Genomic DNA, 17,867 nt, shown 5'->3' on the forward strand with positions numbered 1-17,867 from the left:
CGGGACCGTAAGCCTCAGCCCGTGTCAGCCCTTGATCGACCCGCCGGCCTCAGCCCTTGATGTAGGGCTCGTACTCGTCCCTCCACCACTCGGAGTCGCCCAGCGGGTACGCGTACGCGGGCCGCCCCACGTTCCCACTCGTCCGGAACGGCTTGCCGTTGTCGTCGATGCGCAACGTGCCCTTCTTCGTCCCGCTGGACCAGTCGAGCTCCAGGTACCAACTCACGTCGTGGGCCTTCGAGTCCGCGAACACGTAGAAGACCTCGGGGTCGGACTCACTGACCTTGTACGGGAAGTCGCGCTGCCCCGCCTTGGCCGCGACCGCGGGGCTTCCGGCGTCCAGGTCCACGGCGAACGACTTCGTCTCCACGCCGCCGCCGCAACCGATGCCCATCGCGAAGTCGTTCCAGGCGAGCGGCGCACTCTTCGTCACCACGCGCACATGCAGTGCGTCGAGTACGACGGTGGCCTCCCCGGTGCCCTGCACGGTCAGCGCGACCATCTGCTCCCCGGCGGCGACACCGCCGAGCGCGGTCACCCACCCACGCGCCTCCGACTCGCTCGGCGGCGGGGGCACATACTCGGCCTTCTGGTTCACCAGGTAGTGCTGACTGCACGGGCCGTCCCACTTGTACGGGTTGGTGGCGACCGCGGGCGCCGTGGCGCCGGCCACGACCTCAGCGGCCCCACCACTCACCGACGCGGACACCGTAGGACTTGCAGGACTCGTAGGACTGGCACTGCGCGAGGCGGACGGCGAGGCCGGGGAATGCTTGCCGTCGGCCGACGCGGTGACAACAGAGCTGCTGACACCTGACGGCGCGGCAGCACCCACAGGCTGCTTCCTGCCCTGACCGTCGTCCTCGCCGGGCACAAGGTTCACGACGAGGGCCGCGGACACAAGGGCGGCGACCACGGCGGCACCGGAGAGCACGACGGTACGCCGACGCCGCTTCACCAAAGGCTCCGGTACAGACCCCCGCTCGACCTCAGGTGCGTCCTCCGGCTCGGACGCAGCCGACGATTCCGGCGCCAATGCTGTTGGCCCCTCCGTCACCGCCCCCGTCCCCGAAGGGACCCCCTTCTGCCCCCGCCGCGCATCCGCCAGCACCCACCGCCGATGCAGCTCCACCAGCTCATCGGGGGTCGCCTTGCACACCCGGGCGAACCGTTCCACGGGCGCGTAATCCGTCGGTACGGCGTCCCCGTTGACGTACCGGTGAAGCGTGGACGCACTCATGTGGAGCCGCTTCCCCAGCACTCCATAGCTGAGCCCGGACCGCTGCTTCAGCTGTCCCAGGAGCTCCGAGAATTCGTCCCCCGCCACGTCCCCCGCCACCGTTCCTCACATCCCCACGTCCCAGATCCGCGTTCCAGGGGAACATCGTTCCACCAGGTCAGAGGCACTTTGAGCGTTCCAGCGTCCCGGAAACTCCGGCAGCTGTGGCGGCTGGGACGGATCACCGCACAAGCTGTGGCCATCAAAGCACGCCGCTCCCGGCACCCGGTCGAGCGGCCTGCATCAACACCCGTTCCACACCAGGGGGATCAGCCATGTCTGCACGCACCACCCGCAACCGCATGCTCGCCGCAGCCGCGATCACGTTCGCCACACTGACGCTGGCGGCGTGCAACGACGGAGGGGGCGTCCGCGAGGAGGGCGCGTCGAAGGTGACCGCGTCCACGGAGTCACCCAGCACGTCCGCCACCCCGTCGTCCCCGTCGGACAAGACGAACGAGGGAACATCCACGGGAGCCGGCCAGGCCGCCAACGACACGACGGGCACCACGGGCTCCACCGGCACCACGAACTCCACCGGCTCCACGGGTTCGAACGACTCCGCCCCCACCTCCACCCGCTGCTCCAGCACCACCACCCGAACCACCGCCACAGAGGTCTCCCGCCCCCTGAACCACGTGCTCCTCACCGTCACCAACACGGGCGCGGGGAACTGCAACCTCATCGGCTACCCGGCCGTCCGCTTCGGCGAGGCCCAGTCGGTCCCGCCGGCCTTCGAGGACTCCAAGCCGCAGGCGGTGGTCACGCTGGCCCCGGGCGAATCGGGCTATGCCGGCGTGCTCCTGTCGGCAGCGGACGGCAGCGGCTCCAACGGCTACACGGCCAAGTCCCTCGAGGTCCTCCTCAACAACAGCACGGGAGACGCGGCCCGCCCGTCGCTCCCCGCGAAGGGCGTGTACGTAGACGACTCGATCAGCGTCTCGTACTGGCAGTCGACCATGGCCGACGCCCTCACCTGGTGACTCGGAGGGCTCACCGGCCAAGCGCCGGCCGCACGCCCATCGCCACACCCATCCCCGCCCCCAACCGCCGCAACCCCTCCCCGATCTCCTCCGGCGTCTGCGTCACGAAGCACAGCCGCAGCGTCGACCGATCGGGCTCGGCCGCGTAGAACGGCGCACCGGGGACGTACGCCACCTCCTGCCGCACCACCGCGGGCAGCAGTGCCGTGGTGTCGTACGTCCCCGGAAGCCGTGCCCAGAGGAACATTCCGCCCTCGGGCCGGTCCCAGTGCGAGCCTTCGGGGAGGGCCTCGGCGAGGCCGGCGAGCATGGCGTCCCGGCGCTCGCGGTAGACCGCCGCGACCCGCGCGACATGCCCGTCCAGGTCACTGTCCGCGAGGTAGCGGGCCGCGGCGAGCTGGTTGACGGTCGGGGTGTGCAGGTCGGCGGCCTGTTTGGCCACGGCGCACGCGCGGCGCAGCTCGGCCGGGGCGCGCAGCCAGCCGAGCCGCATGCCGGGTGCCATGACCTTGGAGAAGGAGCCGAGCAGGACCGTACGGTCCTCGGCACCCGGGTACGACGCGATCCACGGCACGCGCTCGCCCTCGAAGCGCAGCTCGCCGTACGGGTCGTCCTCGACGATCCACAGCCCGTGCCGGGCGGCGACCGCGGCGACGGCGGCCCGCCGCTCCCTGGGCAGGGTGCGCCCCGTCGGGTTCTGGAAGGTGGGCACGGTGTAGAGCAGCTTGGGGCGTTCGCGCACCACCAGCTCCTCCAGCGCCTCGGGATCGACACCGTGTCCGTCCCCCGGTACGGCCACCACCCGCGCGCCCGCGAAGCCGAAGACCTGGAGGGCCGCCAGGTAGCAGGGGTTCTCGACGAGGACCGTGTCCCCGGGTTCGATCAGCGCGGTGGCGAGCAGGGAAAGGGCCTGCTGGGAGCCGGTGGTGACGAGCAGGTCGTCGGGGCCGGTGGCCAGCCCGCGTGCCGATGTCCGCGCGGCGAGCGCGGCCCGCAGCTCCGGCTCGCCCTCCGTCGTGGAGTACTGCAGCGCCTGCGCGGGCGACTCGGCGAGGACCGCCCGGTACGCGGCGGCGATCCCGTCGACGTCGAAGAGTTCCGGCGCCGGCAGCCCGCCCGCGAAGTTGATCACCTCGGGCCGCGCGGTGACGGCGAGGATGTCCCGTACCGGCGAACCGCCGATCGAACGGGCCCGCGCGGCGAGCGGCGGCACGGGGGCACGGGTGGGCGCGGGCTCGACGACGGCCATGATTCGGCTCCTTCGGCTGCGACAGCGACTCCTGCCGCAGCCTAGGGATGTACGTGCCGTCTACAAGCGGGTTTCCGGGATACGGACGCGGCCACCGAGCGGGACCAAGTGGCCCCCTCGGCATTGCCCGCCTCAGCGCAGCTTCTGCGCGACCTCGGTCGCCCAGTACGTGAGGATGTTCCTCGCTCCGGCCCGCTTGATCCCCGTCAGCGTCTCCAGAATGGCCCGGTCGCGGTCGATCCAGCCCTTCTCGGCGGCGGCCTCGATCATCGAGTACTCGCCGGAGATCTGGTACGCGGCCACCGGCACATCCACGGCGTCCGCAACCCGCGCGAGGATGTCCAGGTACGGCCCCGCCGGCTTCACCATCACCATGTCGGCGCCCTCTTCGAGGTCGAGCGCCAGCTCCCGCATGGCTTCCCGGGCGTTCGCCGGGTCCTGCTGGTACGTCTTGCGGTCACCCTTCAGGGACGAGCCCACGGCCTCCCGGAACGGGCCGTAGAAGGCGGAGGAGTACTTGGCGGTGTAGGCGAGGATCGCGACGTCCTCGCGGCCGATCTGGTCGAGGGCGTCACGGACGACGCCGATCTGGCCGTCCATCATCCCGCTCGGCCCGACCACGTGCGCGCCCGCGTCGGCCTGCACCTGCGCCATCTCGGCGTACCGCTCGAGCGTGGCGTCGTTGTCGACGCGCCCCTGCTCGTCGAGCACACCGCAATGACCGTGGTCGGTGGTCTCGTCCAGACACAAGTCGGACATCACAAGGAGCTCGTCACCGACCTCGGCACGCACATCGCGCAACGCCACCTGGAGGATCCCGTCGGGATCGGTCCCGGGCGTGCCGACCGCGTCCTTCTTGGACTCCTCCGGCACCCCGAAGAGCATGATCCCGGAGACCCCGGCCGCCACCGCGTCCGCGGCCGCCTTCTTCAGGCTGTCCCGGGTGTGCTGCACGACGCCAGGCATCGCCGCGATCGGCACAGGCTCGCCGATGCCCTCGCGCACAAAGGCCGGAAGGATGAAGTCAGCGGGATGCAGCCGGGTCTCGGCGACCATACGCCGCATGGCGGGGCTGGTCCGCAGACGCCGCGGCCGCGTACCGGGGAAGGATCCGTACGTCGTCATACACATACGCTACGCCCGCCCCCACACCCCCTTTGCCGACGCGACGTCGGCCGAACGCCTCCCAAGTGTGACCCGGAAGCCTGGGCCGACACCCCCCGCGTACGCCCCCGAAGCGCAGGGCCGACCCACCCACACCGAACACAACCCGCAGCGGCCCACCGGCGGGAGGGGGCGTGCCGGTACGTCCAAAGCCCGTCGCGTACGCCCGCGTCACCGGACGTCTCACTGCTCGGCCAAGGTCTGATCCGGCGGCGACGGGCGGACGTACCGGCACGCCCCCGACCCACCCACCGGGCATCAGCCCCCACCTACACCCCCGACACCCCCGCATGCGAGCCGACCACCACAGGTCCATGCTGGAAATAAGGCCCCCAACGACGGGCCGCAACCAGGACCCCGCAGGCACCGACGCCGACGCCAGACCAGACCCGCCGCCGTCCCTCCCCCGCGCACCCCGCCCGGCCCGCCCGCCCGGCCCGCGCTCAAGGAGGACGCGATGACCGCCCCCGCCCCGCACCACCCGCACGCCACCCCCGATCTCTTCGCCCTCTCCGACATCCGCGGCCCGGTACTGCGCCCCGACGACCCCGACTACGCCGCCGAAGTCACCGGCTTCAACCTGGCCGCCCTCCACACCCCTGAGCTGGTCGTCGGCGCGACCGGTACCGACGACGTGGTGGCCGCGATGCGCTGGGCGACCGCCACCGGCACCCCCGTCGCCGTACAGGCCACCGGCCACGGTGCGAACTTCCCCGTCGAGAACGGCCTGTTGATCAACACCTCGCGCATGACGGACGTACGGATCGACGCGACCGCGCGCACCGCGACGGTCGCCGCAGGAGCGAAGTGGCGCCACGTCCTGGAGGCGGCCGCACCACACGGGCTCGCCGCCCTCAACGGCTCGTCGACGGACGTCGGCGTCATCGGCTACACGCTGGGCGGCGGACTCCCGGTGCTCGGCCGGGCGTACGGCTACGCGGCGGACCATGTCCGCTCGTTCCAGGTCGTGACACCCGACGGAACGCTGCACGAGGCGGACGCCGACCACGAACCGGAACTCTTCTGGGCCCTGCGCGGCGGCAAGGGCAACGTCGGTGTGGTGACGGAACTGGTCTGCGACCTGCTCCCGCTCGACCGCGTCCTAGGCGGCGGAATCTACTGCCCCGGCGAGCACGCGGAGGCCCTGCTGAACGCCTTCGCGGCGTGGACCCCCACCCTGCCCCCGCAGATGTGCTCGGCCTTCTCGATCCTGCGCCTGCCCCCGCTGCCACAGATCCCCGAACCCCTGCGGGGCGGCTTCTGGGCCCGGGTGGCGGCGATCTGGACCGGCAACCCGGCGGAGGGCGAGCGCCTGCTCGCGCCGATCCGCGAGGCGGCGCCGGTGGTGGTCGACACGGTGGCGGAGATGGACTACACGGCCGTGGACCAGGTGTACGCGGAGCCGCAGGACCCGCTCCCCGCGAGGGAGTCGTGCGCCCTGATGCGCGACCTGACCCCCGACGCCGTACGGACCTTCCTGGACCATGCGGGCCCGGCGGCCCCCGCCGACTACCCGCTGCTGCTCGTCGAGTTGCGCCACATGGGCGGCGAGCTGGCACGCCCGGCCGCCGTCGAGGACGCGGTGTGCGCCCGCGACGCGGGGTACCTGCTGGAGACGGTCGGTGTGCTGGCGGGACCGGAGGCCGCCGCGGCGGTCGAGACGGCCACGGTCGCACTGAACGCCGCGATGGCCCCGTACGGCACGGGCAGGACGATGGTCAACATCCATGGCGCCCCGGGCGACGAGGCCGACCGCGCCCGCGCCTGGACCCCCGAGGTCTACACCCGCCTGCGCGCCGCCAAGGCCACCTACGACCCGGCGAACCTCCTGCGCTTCGGCCACGCGGTGACGCCCGCGGCCGCGTAAACGCAGTGACTCCCGCAGCCGCACAAGCAGCTACGGGAGTCTCCTGACGCAATGGCACCTACGTCGTACGTCTCCGCCTCGACCCCGGCCGCCGCTCGCTCGGCCTGGTGACGGGATCCCCCGCCTCCGTGGCCGCCGCACGGCGCCGCAGACCGAAGTCCGCGAGCGCCTCGGCCAGCTTGAGCGCGGACGGCTCGGGAGCCATCACATCGACCCGGAGGCCGTGCTCCTCGGCCGTCTTGGCGGTGGCGGGCCCGATACAGGCGATCACCGTCACGTTGTGCGGCTTGCCCGCGATGCCCACCAGGTTCCGCACGGTGGAGGACGAGGTGAAGAGCACGGCGTCGAAGCCGCCGCCCTTGATCGCCTCACGCGTCTCGACCGGCGGAGGCGACGCCCGCACGGTCCGGTAGGCCGTGACGTCGTCGACCTCCCAGCCCAGCTCGATCAGCCCGGCGACCAGCGTCTCGGTGGCGATGTCGGCCCGCGGCAGGAACACCCGGTCGATCGGGTCGAACACCGGGTCGTACGGCGGCCAGTCCTCCAGCAACCCGGCGGCGGACTGCTCCCCGCTCGGCACCAGGTCCGGCTTCACACCGAAGGCGACCAGCGCCTTGGCCGTCTGCTCGCCCACCGCCGCCACCTTGATGCCGGCGAATGCGCGCGCATCGAGCCCGTACTCCTCGAACTTCTCCCGCACCGCCTTCACGGCGTTCACCGAGGTGAAGGCGATCCACTCATAGCGGCCGGTGACAAGCCCCTTGACCGCACGCTCCATCTGCTGAGGCGTCCGCGGCGGCTCGACGGCGATCGTCGGAACCTCGTGCGGCACGGCCCCGTACGACCGCAGTTGGTCGGAGAGCGAAACCGCCTGCTCCTTCGTACGCGGTACGAGGACCTTCCAGCCGAACAGCGGCTTGGACTCGAACCACGACAACTGGTCGCGCTGGGCGGCGGCGGAACGCTCACCGACCACGGCTATCACCGGGCGGTGACCCTCCGGGGAGGGCAGCACCTTCGCCTGCTTCAGCGTCTGCGCGATGGTGCCGAGAGTGGCGGCCCAGGTCCGCTGACGCGTCGTCGTACCGGCGATGGTGACGGTCATCGGCGTATCGGGCTTTCGGCCCGCGGCCACCAGCTCACCCGCCGCCGCACCGACGGAGTCGAGCGTCGAGGAGACGACGACCGTCCCGTCCGATGCACCGACCTCGGTCCAGCACCGGTCGGAGGCCGTCCGCGCGTCGACGAACCGTACGTCCGCGCCCTGCGCGTCCCGCAGCGGCACACCCGCGTACGCGGGCACACCGACGGCGGCCGCGATACCGGGTACGACCTCGAACGGCACACCCGCGGCGACGCAGGCGAGCATTTCCTCCGCGGCGTACGTATCTAGTCCGGGGTCCCCGGACACCGCACGCACGACCCGCTTGCCGCCCCGTGCGGCCGTCATGACAAGATTGGCAGCGTCCCTCAACACGGGGTCACCAACGGTTGTTGACGAACCGTCAACAACCGTTAGCTGAGGCGTGCCCGTACCCGAGTACGCACTCACGGATGAAGGCGTGCCCACGGGCGACGCATTACTACCTGTACCAGTTTCGGTATCCGTATTCAGTACGGCGACGCCTGGTCTGGCGTGTGCGCGGACGACGTCGAGCACCTCGTGCTCGGCGACGAGAACATCCGCGTTCGCCAGCGCCTCTACGGCGCGCAGTGTCAGTAGTCCCGGATCCCCGGGTCCGGCACCAAGGAAGGTGACGTGCCCGTGGTCCGGACCGGCGGGAAGGTTGGTGGGGCTCACTGTGCTCGCTCCCCCATCAGACCGGCCGCGCCCTTGGCAAGCATCTCGGCAGCGAGTTCACGGCCGAGCGCCATTGCTTGGTCGTACGTCTCGGGCACGGGACCGGTGGTGGACAACTGCACCAGCGTCGAGCCGTCGGTCGTGCCGACGACGCCGCGCAGGCGCATTTCCTTGACAATCTGCCCGTCGGCCAGCAGGTCGGCGAGTGCACCCACAGGTGCGCTGCAGCCGGCCTCCAGGGCGGCGAGCAGGGACCGTTCGGCGGTCACGGCGGCCCGGGTGAGCGGGTCGTCGAGTTCGCCGAGCGCTGCGACGAGGTCCGCGTTGTCCGCGGCACACTCGATCGCCAGTGCCCCCTGGCCGGGGGCGGGCAAAACAGTGTCGACGGACAGGAAGTCCGTCACTTCCTCGATGCGACCGAGGCGGCTGAGTCCGGCGGCGGCGAGCACGACAGCGTCCAGCTCGCCCTTGTGCACGTATCCGATCCGGGTGTCGACGTTCCCCCGGATCGCGACCGTCTCGATCGTCATCCCGTGATTGCGCGCGTACGCGTTCAACTGGGCCATGCGGCGCGGCGAACCGGTGCCGACGCGGGCCCCGTTCGGCAGCTGCTCGAAGATGAGCCCGTCGCGGGCGACGAGCACGTCACGCGGGTCCTCACGCAGCGGTACGGCGGCCAGCGCGAGTGCCTCGGGCTGGCCGGTCGGCAGATCCTTGAGGGAGTGCACGGCGAAGTCGATGTCTCCGGCGAGGAGTGCGTCGCGCAGCGCGGTCACGAACACCCCCGTGCCGCCGATCTGCGCGAGGTTCTCGCGGGAGGTGTCGCCGTACGTCGTGATCTCAACGAGCTCGACTGGCCGTCCGGTCACCTGCCTTACGGCGTCCGCCACCTGCCCGGACTGGGCCATGGCGAGTTTGCTTCGCCTGGTCCCCAGTCTCAAAGCCTGCTCACTCATGCTCGCCCTCGGTTCTCGGCGCTCTCGGCGTTCTCGGTGGTATCGGTATTGCTGTCCTCGGCCCGTGAGACGGAGGCAACCGTCTCGGGGTCCAGGTCGAACAGGGTCCGCAGCGCGTCCGCGTACCCGGCGCCGCCAGGTTCGGCGGCGAGCTGCTTGACCCGTACGGTCGGCGCGTGCAGCAGCTTGTCCACCACGCGCCGCACGGTCTGGGTGATCTCCCCGCGCTGCTTCTCGTCGAGGCCGGGCAGCCGCCCGTCAAGGCGAGCGATCTCGTTCGCGACGACATCGGCGGCCATGGTCCGCAGCGCCACCACGGTGGGGGTGATGTGCGCGGCCCGCAGGGCGGCGCCGAAGGCGGCCACCTCGTCGGAGACGATCCGTTTCACCTGGTCCACATCGGCGGCCATCGGCGCATCCGCGGAGGCATCGGCGAGCGACTCGATGTCGACGAGCCGCACCCCGAGCAGCCGGTGCACGGCCGCGTCGATATCGCGGGGCATCGCCAGGTCGAGGAGTGCGAGTACGGGAGCGGGCCGGGGGGCCTCGGCGACGGGCTCGGGCTTGCGGCGCTCGGGAACCCGGCCGACGGTGGCCGCGGTGGCGGCGAGCGCGGTGATGAGTTCGGCGTCGAGCGCGACTCCGAAGGTCGCGGCGGTGGCGCCCTGCGGGACGGTGGCAATGGCACCCGCCGCATCCGGCGCCCCGGCGAAGCCGGTGGCGTCCAGGCCCTGCGCCTGCTCGGCTGCGGCCGCGGTCTCGGGCGAGCCGGCGAGGGCGGCCGTACGACCGGATCCTGCGGCGCGCCCCGTCCCCTTGTCCACCCACGCCGCGTGCTGTTCCAGCTCGGCCGCGGCCATTCCGGCCACCGCCGCCTCGCCGAGGACCGAGAAGCCGGCGGTGCCCTGCACGGCGGACAGGTCGAGCGGGCAGCCCTCTTCGCTTCCGACGCTGGTCGGCGCGAGGCCGTCCCGTACGCCGGTGGAGGTGGCCGTACGACCGGATCCTGCGCCCGGAGCCGTGGAACGGGAGTCCGCCACCGGAGCCGTACGCCCCTCGATCGCGGCGGCGACGGAGTCGGCCGACAGGACGAGACCCGTCGCACCCGTACAGGAGATGGCGATGTCGGCACGTGTCAGCTCGACCGGCACCGAGTCGATCGGTACCGCGCGGGCCAGCACGTCCGTTTCGTCGCTGTCGGTGAGGATCTGGGCGAGGCGCTCGGCACGGTCGAGAGTGCGGTTGGCGACGACGACCTCGGCGACCCCGGCGCGCGCGAGCGTCGCGGCGGCCAGCGAGGACATGGAGCCGGCGCCGAGGACCAGCGCCCGCTTGCCCTTGAGCCAGGCGTCGACCGGAGCGCCGGATGCCAGCTGCTCCAGGCCGAAGGTGACCAGGGACTGGCCGGCGCGGTCGATGCCGGTCTCGGAGTGGGCGCGCTTGCCGACCCGCAGCGCCTGCTGGAACAGGTCGTTCAGCAGCCGGCCGGCGCTGTGCAGTTCCTGCCCGGTCGCGAGGGCGTCCTTGATCTGGCCGAGGATCTGCCCCTCGCCCACGACCATCGAGTCGAGGCCGCAGGCCACGGAGAACAGATGGTGGACGGCCCGGTCCTCGTAATGCACGTACAGGTGAGGCGTGAGCTCCTCGAGCCCGACCCCGCTGTGCTGGGCGAGCAGCGTGGACAGCTCGGCGACACCCGCGTGGAACTTGTCCACGTCGGCGTACAGCTCGATCCGGTTGCAGGTCGCGAGCACCGCGGCCTCGGTGGCCGGTTCGGCGGCGAGGGTGTCCTGCAACAGCTTGACCTGCGCGTCCGCGGACAGCGCGGCCCGCTCCAGGACGCTGACCGGAGCACTGCGGTGACTCAGCCCCACGACGAGGAGACTCATGCCGGCATCACGGCGGGGACGTCCCCGTCAGGTCCTTTGCCGGAGTTCTCCTGAGCGGCCGGGTGCACGGCGGCCGCGGCCTGCGCCTCGGCCTCCTCGCCGGCCTTGCGCTGCTCGTGGAAGGCGAGGATCTGCAGCTCGATGGAGAGATCGACCTTGCGTACGTCGACACCGTCCGGGACGGTCAGGACGGTCGGCGCGAAGTTGAGGATGGAGGTGACCCCGGCGGCGACGAGCCGGTCGCACACTGCCTGGGCGACGCCCGGCGGGGTCGTGATGACGCCGATGGAGACGCCGTTCTCGTCGATGATCTTCTCGAGGCCGTCGCTGTGCTGCACGGCGATCCCGGCGACCTGCTTGCCCGACATCTCGGGATCGGCGTCGATCAGCGCGGCGACCCTGAACCCACGGGAGGCGAACCCGCCGTAGTTGGCCAGCGCGGCGCCGAGGTTACCGATACCGACGATCACGACCGGCCAGTCCTGGGTCAGGCCCAGCTCGCGGGAGATCTGGTACACGAGATACTCGACGTCGTACCCCACACCACGCGTCCCGTAGGAGCCGAGGTAGGAGAAATCCTTGCGCAGCTTCGCGGAGTTGACCCCCGCGGCGGCCGCGAGCTCCTCGGAGGAGACCGTGGGTACCGAGCGCTCCGACAGTGCGGTGAGGGCGCGGAGGTACAGCGGAAGACGGGCGACGGTGGCCTCGGGAATCCCTCGGCTGCGGGTCGCCGGTCGGTGAGTTCGGCCAGTTGCCACGGTGCTCCTGCGGGTAGCGCGGGGCTGCAGGCGGTCACACTTACCTAGACCGCCCCGTCGAATGCAGGCTATGTCTTTGTGAACGCGTGCACAAAGATGGTGTCCGATTTGCCCGGCCAACGTGACCGGGGTCACGCACGCCCGGCGCGCGGTTATGGAACCGGCGCGCGGACACTTTCGTTCCTCGCCTGAAGGGGGCAAAACCGCACACTCTCCTCAACGCATCCCGCCCCCGAGACCAATCGCCGTCGATCCTAGGCGACTTTCCGGACCACTTGGACTACTCAGTCAGGCCACGATGGGGCCACGATCCGCCTCCCGTCACTATGTGAGGGCTTTGCGAAGGCGCTCCTCGTTCACCCTCCAGAACGTGTGCTGAGCACCGTCGACCAGCACGACCGGGATCTGCTCCCAGTACGCGCGGTACAGCTCCTCGTCCGTGCTGATGTCCTTCTGCTCCCAGACGACCCCGAGCTCGTCGCAGACCCTCGCGACCACTTCCTGTGCGTCATCGCACAGATGACATCCGGGCTTCCTGATCAGCGTGACCAGCCGCTGCTCGCCGGGAACCCCGGCCTCCACCTTCTCCGTACGACGCCCACCGCGCCGGAACATGGAACTCATACCTGCCATTCTCCCGCCGCCCGCGGCCCGCGGGACCCCTCGGTAGCGCCACCATCCCCATCCGACACACCGGCCAGATCACTTCTTTAACGACTCGGTCGCGGAGAGTTCACAGCCTCGAATCCTCACGACTCCGGAACCACCGAACAAACTGGCTATGCTCACGACATGGCCGCTCTCGGATGGCTCACTCCCCGTAGGCGCTCCGCCACCGCGCGGAGCGTCTTGGCAGGCGAGGCCTCGGCGGAGGCAGCGCGCAAAACCTCCCAGGAGCAGGAGGAACTCGCGCACGAAGCCGCGCCCGACGCCCCCGCCGAACCGGACTTCCCGGTGCTCGGCGACGACAAGGCAGCCGCCTTCTTCGACCTCGACAACACCGTGATGCAGGGCGCCGCGCTCTTCCACTTCGGCCGCGGCCTGCACAAGCGGAAGTTCTTCGAGACGCGCGATCTCGCCAAATTCGCCTGGCAGCAGGCGTGGTTCAGACTGGCGGGCGTCGAGGACCCGGAGCACATGCAGGAGGCCCGCGACTCGGCCCTGTCGATCGTGAAGGGCCACCGTGTCGCCGAGCTGATGTCCATCGGCGAGGAGATCTACGACGAGTACATGGCCGAGCGCATCTGGCCTGGCACTCGCGCACTGGCCGAAGCGCACCTGGACGCCGGCCAGAAGGTGTGGCTGGTCACAGCCGCCCCGGTCGAGATCGCGACGGTGATCGCCCGCCGCCTGGGCCTGACCGGCGCACTCGGCACGGTCGCGGAATCCGTGAACGGCGTCTACACGGGCAAGCTCGTCGGCGAACCGCTGCACGGCCCCGCCAAGGCGGAAGCGGTACGCGCCCTGGCCGCCGCGGAGGGCCTGGACCTCTCCCGCTGCGCCGCCTACAGCGACTCCCACAACGACATCCCCATGCTCTCCCTGGTGGGCCACCCCTACGCCATCAACCCCGACACCAAGCTCCGCAAACACGCCCGCAACCTGGAATGGCGCCTACGCGACTACCGCACAGGCCGCAAAGCAGCAAAGGTAGGCATCCCAGCCGCAGCAGGAGTAGGCGCAGTAGCAGGCGGCACAGCAGCAGCAATCGCCCTGCACCGCCGCCGCCGCTAAAACGATGCCGTCCCGTCCGACGCACGAGGACGGTGCGGTGACACCACCCCGATCCGCCACCCACCCGCGGGAACTGCGCTCTTCAACCCCGTCCGAGCAACACCGGCACGCCTGACTTTTGAGTACGAGTCAGCGCCATCCCGATCCCCCCACCCACCCCGTGGGGCTCCGCTCTTCAGCCCCGGGCCGGGGAAGGCCTTTCCAGCCCGTCCGGCATTCGAGGACGAGGCAGCACCATCCCGAACCCCCACCCACCCATGGGGGGCTGCACTTTTCATCCCCGGGCCAGGGAAGATCTTCCAGCCCGTCCGGCGTTTGAGGACGAGCGCGTCAGCGCGATGCGGGGGTCTGGGGGCGGAGCCCCCAGGAAGCAAGGGACGGGTAGGGGCGGAGGGGGCGAAAAACCCACGCCCCAGCCCACGCGCTTCCGGATGCTCATGACACGACGCAAACCCGGCAATCCCACGTTCCTACCCGCACAACGCCCCCGCCAGTCCCGTTAACCACAGACGACCACAACACGCCCCGCACTCAAACGGAACCCGGACCCAAACGATCAACAATCGGTCACTGTCCGGCACTTGAATCGGCGTCAATAGGCAACAGAAGCGACGCAACCGGTGATTTGAGCAACTCGGTGTAGCGCTGCCTGTACGAAGCGTTATTCTCCTCAGACGCAAACCGCCACCCCTCCGTCGCTACGACGGGTGAACGGTTCCGCACTGAACGTGATGGAAGCTCTGCCTCTGGGAGTCCCGTGTACTCACACGTCGGGGTTGACGCCTCGGGCCTGGCTACGCTGCGCGCAACGGTTCTGGACCGCTTGCGCGGCTTCGTCCCCACCGCGTACGCCGTCCCCGCCTTCGCCGGCCCCGCGCCCGTCGGCCCTTGTTACGCCCTGGCCGACGGAAGCGCGGCGGTCGGCAGACGGGGCCGCTCGAGCTCGGCCACCACCGCACGCCGCCCGGCCGCAGACAGCGACAGCGCCCGGATGATGGAACTCGTGGAGCGCGCCCAAGCGGGCGAGGCCGATGCCTTCGGCCGTCTCTACGACCAGTACAGCGACACCGTGTACCGCTACATCTATTACCGCGTCGGCGGAAAGGCGACCGCGGAAGACCTCACCAGCGAGACGTTCCTGCGCGCCCTGCGCCGCATCGGAACCTTCACCTGGCAGGGCCGCGACTTCGGCGCCTGGCTGGTGACCATCGCCCGGAACCTGGTCGCCGACCACTTCAAGTCCAGCCGCTTCCGGCTGGAAGTGACCACCGGCGACATGCTCGACTCGAACGATGTCGAGCGCAGCCCCGAGGACTCCGTCCTGGAGTCGCTGTCGAACGCGGCACTGCTGGATGCCGTACGACGGCTCAATCCCCAGCAGCAGGAGTGCGTCACCCTGCGCTTCCTCCAGGGGCTCTCGGTCGCCGAGACCGCCCGCGTGATGGGCAAGAACGAGGGCGCGATCAAGACCCTCCAGTACCGGGCGGTCCGCACGCTGGCCCGGCTTCTTCCGGACGACGCTCGCTGAAGCCCGTACACCGGCACAAACGCCATAGCGATCCCACACGTTCAGCGACGCTCAACTCACCGTCCGTAAAAGTCTGTTGACTTCGCGGTCCGATCATCCGTCGTCCGTAACCCAAGTGCCGCGACGCTCGTTGTGCGGGATACAGGCTCCCTGTGGTCACTCCCTGGCCGCCACCGATCACTCGATCGTGTGGATGTGGTCAGGGAGTGCAACCCTCAGGACCCCCTGGGGAGTCGACCGTCATGATGAGAGGAGGTGCCGCCAGTGATCGCGAACGTATCGGCACACCGGCGGGCGAACGCCTTCGCCCTGGCCCTGGAGGAGCAGTCCGACCAGGGCACGGCGGCCGAGCAGCCCGATGGGTCGGCACCGTCCCAGGCTGCGTCGGAACAGACCGAGCAGGGCCTGCTGTTGGCCCTCGCCACCGGTCTCGGCGAGCTGCCCAAACCGGGGCTGGACCCCGGGGTCAAAGTCGTGCAGCGAGCCCAGCTCGTGGCCGCGATGGAGGCGATGCTGCTGGAGGGCACCGCCTCGGGAGGCGAGGGTTTGGGCCCTTCGGTGCCCGAGCAGCGCTCCCGCAGGGGCGCGCACCGGGCGACAGGGCTGGGGAAGTTGCGGCCCCGTTCCCGGCTGTCGAAGGGGCTCGCCGCGGGCGGGCTCACCGTCAGTGTGGCCGCGGGAGCCTTCGGCGGCGTGGCCGCTGCCAGCTCCGACGCCCTTCCCGGTGACTCGCTCTACGGGCTGAAGCGCGGCATGGAGGACATCAAGCTGGGCCTGGCCCACGGGGACAGTGACCGGGGCGAGCTCTACCTCGACCAGGCCTCGACCCGGCTCAGCGAGGCACGCCGACTGATGGAGCGCGACCGTTCCGGGCAGCTCGACCACGAGTCCCTGGGCGAGATCCGCCGCGCCCTGTCGGGCATGCAGCACGACGCGGCCGAGGGCCACCGCCTGCTGCACGAGGCGTACCAGCGGGACGGCTCACTGGGCCCCATCCAGGCCCTGTCCGCCTTCTCGCAGTCCCACCGAGAAGCCTGGGGCATGCTGCGAGACCGGCTGCCCGTGCAGCTCGGCGACGTGAGCAGCCAGGTCTCGTCGGTCTTCGACGCCATAGACGACGAGGTCGACCCGCTGCGCTCGCTGCTCCCGCAGCCTCCCGTGCAGGAGGGCACGGGCCGCCACCGCGGCTCCAGTTCCGACTCCACGGGCTCCTCCGGTACGGACCGTCCGGCGCCCAGCGCCACCAGCGGCGGTTCCTCCACCGGCAGCCAGAGCAGCGGCAAACCCAAGCCGTCCACCTCTGACAGCCAGGACGAGGGCCTGCTCGGCGGCAACACGGGCGGCCTCCTGGACCCGCCCGAGGACACCACCGGCTCAGCTTCCCCGTCCACCGGCAATGGCACTCCGTCCGCCGGCGAACCGGACGTCACCCTGCCGCCGCTCCTCCCGGGCCTGCTCCCGGGCCTGGGCATCGACAGCGAGGACGCGAGCTAGACCGAAGGTGCTGTACGGCGGTGGGGGCGCCCTTCTCAGGAAGGGCGCCCCCACCGCCGTACAGGCGCGTAATCAGAAGAAACGTATGTGCATGTTCAGAAGAACACCGGCCGGATCAGAAGAACACTGACCGCCGCTGCACCAGCAGCTTGTACAGCGTGTGCTGAATCTGCTCCCGTACCTGATCCGTCAGGTTGAACATCAGCATCGGATCCTCCGCCGCCTCCGGCGGGTAGCCGTCCGTCCGGATCGGCTCGCCGAACTGGATCGTCCACTTCGTGGGGAGCGGGACCGCGCCGAGCGGGCCCAGCCACGGGAAGGTCGGAGTGATCGGGAAGTACGGAATGCCCAGGACACGCGCGAGGGTCTTCGCGTTGCCGATCATCGGGTAGATCTCCTCCGCGCCGACGATCGAGCACGGGATGATCGGGGTGCCCTGCTTCAGGGCCGTGGAGACGAAGCCGCCGCGGCCGAAGCGCTGGAGCTTGTAGCGCTCGCTGAAGGGCTTGCCGATGCCCTTGAAGCCCTCGGGCATCACACCGACCAGTTCGCCGCGTTCGAGCAGGCGCTCCGCGTCCTCGGCGCAGGCGAGGGTGTGACCGGCCTTGCGGGCCAGCTCGTTGACGACCGGCAGCATGAAGACGAGGTCGGCCGCCAGGAGGCGGAGGTGGCGGCCCGCGGGATGGTTGTCGTGGACGGCGACCTGCATCATCAGGCCGTCCAGCGGCAGCGTCCCGGAGTGGTTGGCGACGATCAGCGCCCCGCCCTCGGCAGGGATGTTCTCGATGCCCTTCACCTCTACGCGGAAGTAATTCTCGTAGAGCGGGCGCACCAGCGACATCAGTACCTGGTCGGTGAGTTCGGCGTCGTATCCGAAGTCGTCGACCTCGTAGTCGCCCGTGAGCCGCCGGCGCAGGAAGGCCAGGCCCCCGGCGATACGCCGTTCAAGACCGCCGCTCTCCTGCGGCTCCTGGGGCGGCTGTTCCTCACGCGTCACGGGAACATCATCCCGCTGTACGGCCCGGCCGGGCAGGGGCTGGACCTCACGTACCACCACGGGATCGCCCGCGCGCCGGCTACCCGCGCTCCGGCGACGCGGCGGGCGCTGCACCGCACCCCCGCGCGACCGGTCGTCGTCGAACGGAATGACCTTGGCGTCCGCCAT

Annotated in this window: 14 protein-coding genes; 5 read left to right on the forward strand and 9 right to left on the reverse strand. The window is 70.5% G+C overall.

Annotation, left to right across the window (positions count from 1 at the left end; all coding sequences use genetic code 11):
* Positions 1-49 precede the first annotated feature (49 nt).
* Positions 50-1,327, reverse strand: a complete 1,278-nt coding sequence (locus OG266_RS19110) for a helix-turn-helix domain-containing protein (protein ID WP_371547219.1) — start codon at positions 1,325-1,327, stop codon at positions 50-52.
* Between the two features lie 227 nt (positions 1,328-1,554).
* Between OG266_RS19110 and OG266_RS19115 the strand changes: the two genes are divergently transcribed.
* Positions 1,555-2,262 carry a DUF4232 domain-containing protein gene (locus OG266_RS19115; protein WP_371547222.1) on the forward strand — a complete coding sequence of 236 codons (708 nt, stop codon included), beginning with the start codon at positions 1,555-1,557 and terminating at the stop codon, positions 2,260-2,262.
* A 10-nt stretch (positions 2,263-2,272) separates the two neighbouring features.
* On the opposite strand, the gene OG266_RS19120 is transcribed toward OG266_RS19115, so the two are convergent.
* Positions 2,273-3,511: a PLP-dependent aminotransferase family protein gene (locus tag OG266_RS19120; protein WP_371547225.1), complete on the reverse strand. Its 1,239-nt coding sequence runs from the start codon at positions 3,509-3,511 to the stop codon at positions 2,273-2,275.
* 132 nt (positions 3,512-3,643) lie between these two features.
* Positions 3,644-4,636, reverse strand: coding sequence for a porphobilinogen synthase (gene hemB, locus OG266_RS19125; RefSeq protein WP_371547228.1), 993 nt, complete (start codon positions 4,634-4,636; stop codon positions 3,644-3,646).
* A 496-nt stretch (positions 4,637-5,132) separates the two neighbouring features.
* Here hemB and OG266_RS19130 point away from each other — a divergent pair, with 496 nt between their 5' ends.
* Positions 5,133-6,542 (forward strand): FAD-binding oxidoreductase, encoded by a 1,410-nt coding sequence (locus OG266_RS19130; protein WP_371547231.1) that lies wholly within the window; start codon positions 5,133-5,135, stop codon positions 6,540-6,542.
* Positions 6,543-6,600: 58 nt separating this feature from the next.
* On the opposite strand, the gene OG266_RS19135 is transcribed toward OG266_RS19130, so the two are convergent.
* From OG266_RS19135 to OG266_RS19155, 5 genes are all read right to left on the reverse strand, one after another.
* Positions 6,601-8,343, reverse strand: coding sequence for a bifunctional uroporphyrinogen-III C-methyltransferase/uroporphyrinogen-III synthase (locus OG266_RS19135; protein ID WP_326721469.1), 1,743 nt, complete (start codon positions 8,341-8,343; stop codon positions 6,601-6,603).
* A complete protein-coding gene (gene hemC / locus OG266_RS19140) occupies positions 8,340-9,299 on the reverse strand; it encodes a hydroxymethylbilane synthase (RefSeq protein ID WP_371547235.1) in 960 nt (319 codons plus the stop codon). Before hemC ends, OG266_RS19135 begins: the two co-directional genes overlap by 4 nt.
* Entirely contained in the window at positions 9,296-11,188 is a 1,893-nt protein-coding gene (locus OG266_RS19145) for a glutamyl-tRNA reductase (protein ID WP_371547237.1), read from the reverse strand. The genes hemC and OG266_RS19145 overlap by 4 nt, the downstream gene beginning before the upstream one ends.
* Positions 11,185-11,946, reverse strand: a complete 762-nt coding sequence (locus OG266_RS19150) for a redox-sensing transcriptional repressor Rex (RefSeq protein ID WP_266456864.1) — start codon at positions 11,944-11,946, stop codon at positions 11,185-11,187. The genes OG266_RS19145 and OG266_RS19150 overlap by 4 nt, the downstream gene beginning before the upstream one ends.
* Positions 11,947-12,270: 324 nt before the next feature.
* A complete protein-coding gene (locus OG266_RS19155; protein WP_371547240.1) occupies positions 12,271-12,579 on the reverse strand; it encodes a glutaredoxin family protein in 309 nt (102 codons plus the stop codon).
* 159 nt (positions 12,580-12,738) lie between these two features.
* Here OG266_RS19155 and OG266_RS19160 point away from each other — a divergent pair, with 159 nt between their 5' ends.
* The 3 genes from OG266_RS19160 to OG266_RS19170 all read left to right on the forward strand — a co-directional run bounded on the left by OG266_RS19160 (position 12,739) and on the right by OG266_RS19170 (position 16,702).
* Positions 12,739-13,680, forward strand: coding sequence for an HAD family phosphatase (locus OG266_RS19160; RefSeq protein ID WP_266456868.1), 942 nt, complete (start codon positions 12,739-12,741; stop codon positions 13,678-13,680).
* A 757-nt stretch (positions 13,681-14,437) separates the two neighbouring features.
* Entirely contained in the window at positions 14,438-15,208 is a 771-nt protein-coding gene (locus tag OG266_RS19165) for an ECF subfamily RNA polymerase sigma factor, BldN family (protein ID WP_266456870.1), read from the forward strand.
* 264 nt (positions 15,209-15,472) lie between these two features.
* On the forward strand, positions 15,473-16,702 hold the full coding sequence (locus OG266_RS19170) for a DUF5667 domain-containing protein (protein WP_266456873.1): 1,230 nt from the start codon (positions 15,473-15,475) through the stop codon (positions 16,700-16,702).
* Between the two features lie 115 nt (positions 16,703-16,817).
* On the opposite strand, the gene OG266_RS19175 is transcribed toward OG266_RS19170, so the two are convergent.
* A complete protein-coding gene (locus OG266_RS19175) occupies positions 16,818-17,867 on the reverse strand; it encodes a lysophospholipid acyltransferase family protein (RefSeq protein WP_266456876.1) in 1,050 nt (349 codons plus the stop codon).

The sequence above is a fragment of the Streptomyces sp. NBC_00554 genome (assembly GCF_041431135.1).
Classification (GTDB): domain Bacteria; phylum Actinomycetota; class Actinomycetes; order Streptomycetales; family Streptomycetaceae; genus Streptomyces.

Excerpts from the sequence above, each read along its gene's own strand:
- OG266_RS19115 (WP_371547222.1), top strand. The coding sequence starts at position 1,555 with ATGTCTGCACGCACCACCCGCAACCGCATGCTCGCCGCAGCCGCGATC.
- OG266_RS19120 (WP_371547225.1), bottom strand. The coding sequence starts at position 3,511 with ATGGCCGTCGTCGAGCCCGCGCCCACCCGTGCCCCCGTGCCGCCGCTC.
- hemB (WP_371547228.1), bottom strand. The coding sequence starts at position 4,636 with ATGACGACGTACGGATCCTTCCCCGGTACGCGGCCGCGGCGTCTGCGG.
- OG266_RS19130 (WP_371547231.1), top strand. The coding sequence starts at position 5,133 with ATGACCGCCCCCGCCCCGCACCACCCGCACGCCACCCCCGATCTCTTC.
- hemC (WP_371547235.1), bottom strand. The coding sequence starts at position 9,299 with ATGAGTGAGCAGGCTTTGAGACTGGGGACCAGGCGAAGCAAACTCGCC.
- OG266_RS19145 (WP_371547237.1), bottom strand. The coding sequence starts at position 11,188 with ATGAGTCTCCTCGTCGTGGGGCTGAGTCACCGCAGTGCTCCGGTCAGC.
- OG266_RS19155 (WP_371547240.1), bottom strand. The coding sequence starts at position 12,579 with ATGGCAGGTATGAGTTCCATGTTCCGGCGCGGTGGGCGTCGTACGGAG.
- OG266_RS19160 (WP_266456868.1), top strand. The coding sequence starts at position 12,739 with ATGGCCGCTCTCGGATGGCTCACTCCCCGTAGGCGCTCCGCCACCGCG.
- OG266_RS19175 (WP_266456876.1), bottom strand. The coding sequence starts at position 17,867 with ATGGCGGACGCCAAGGTCATTCCGTTCGACGACGACCGGTCGCGCGGG.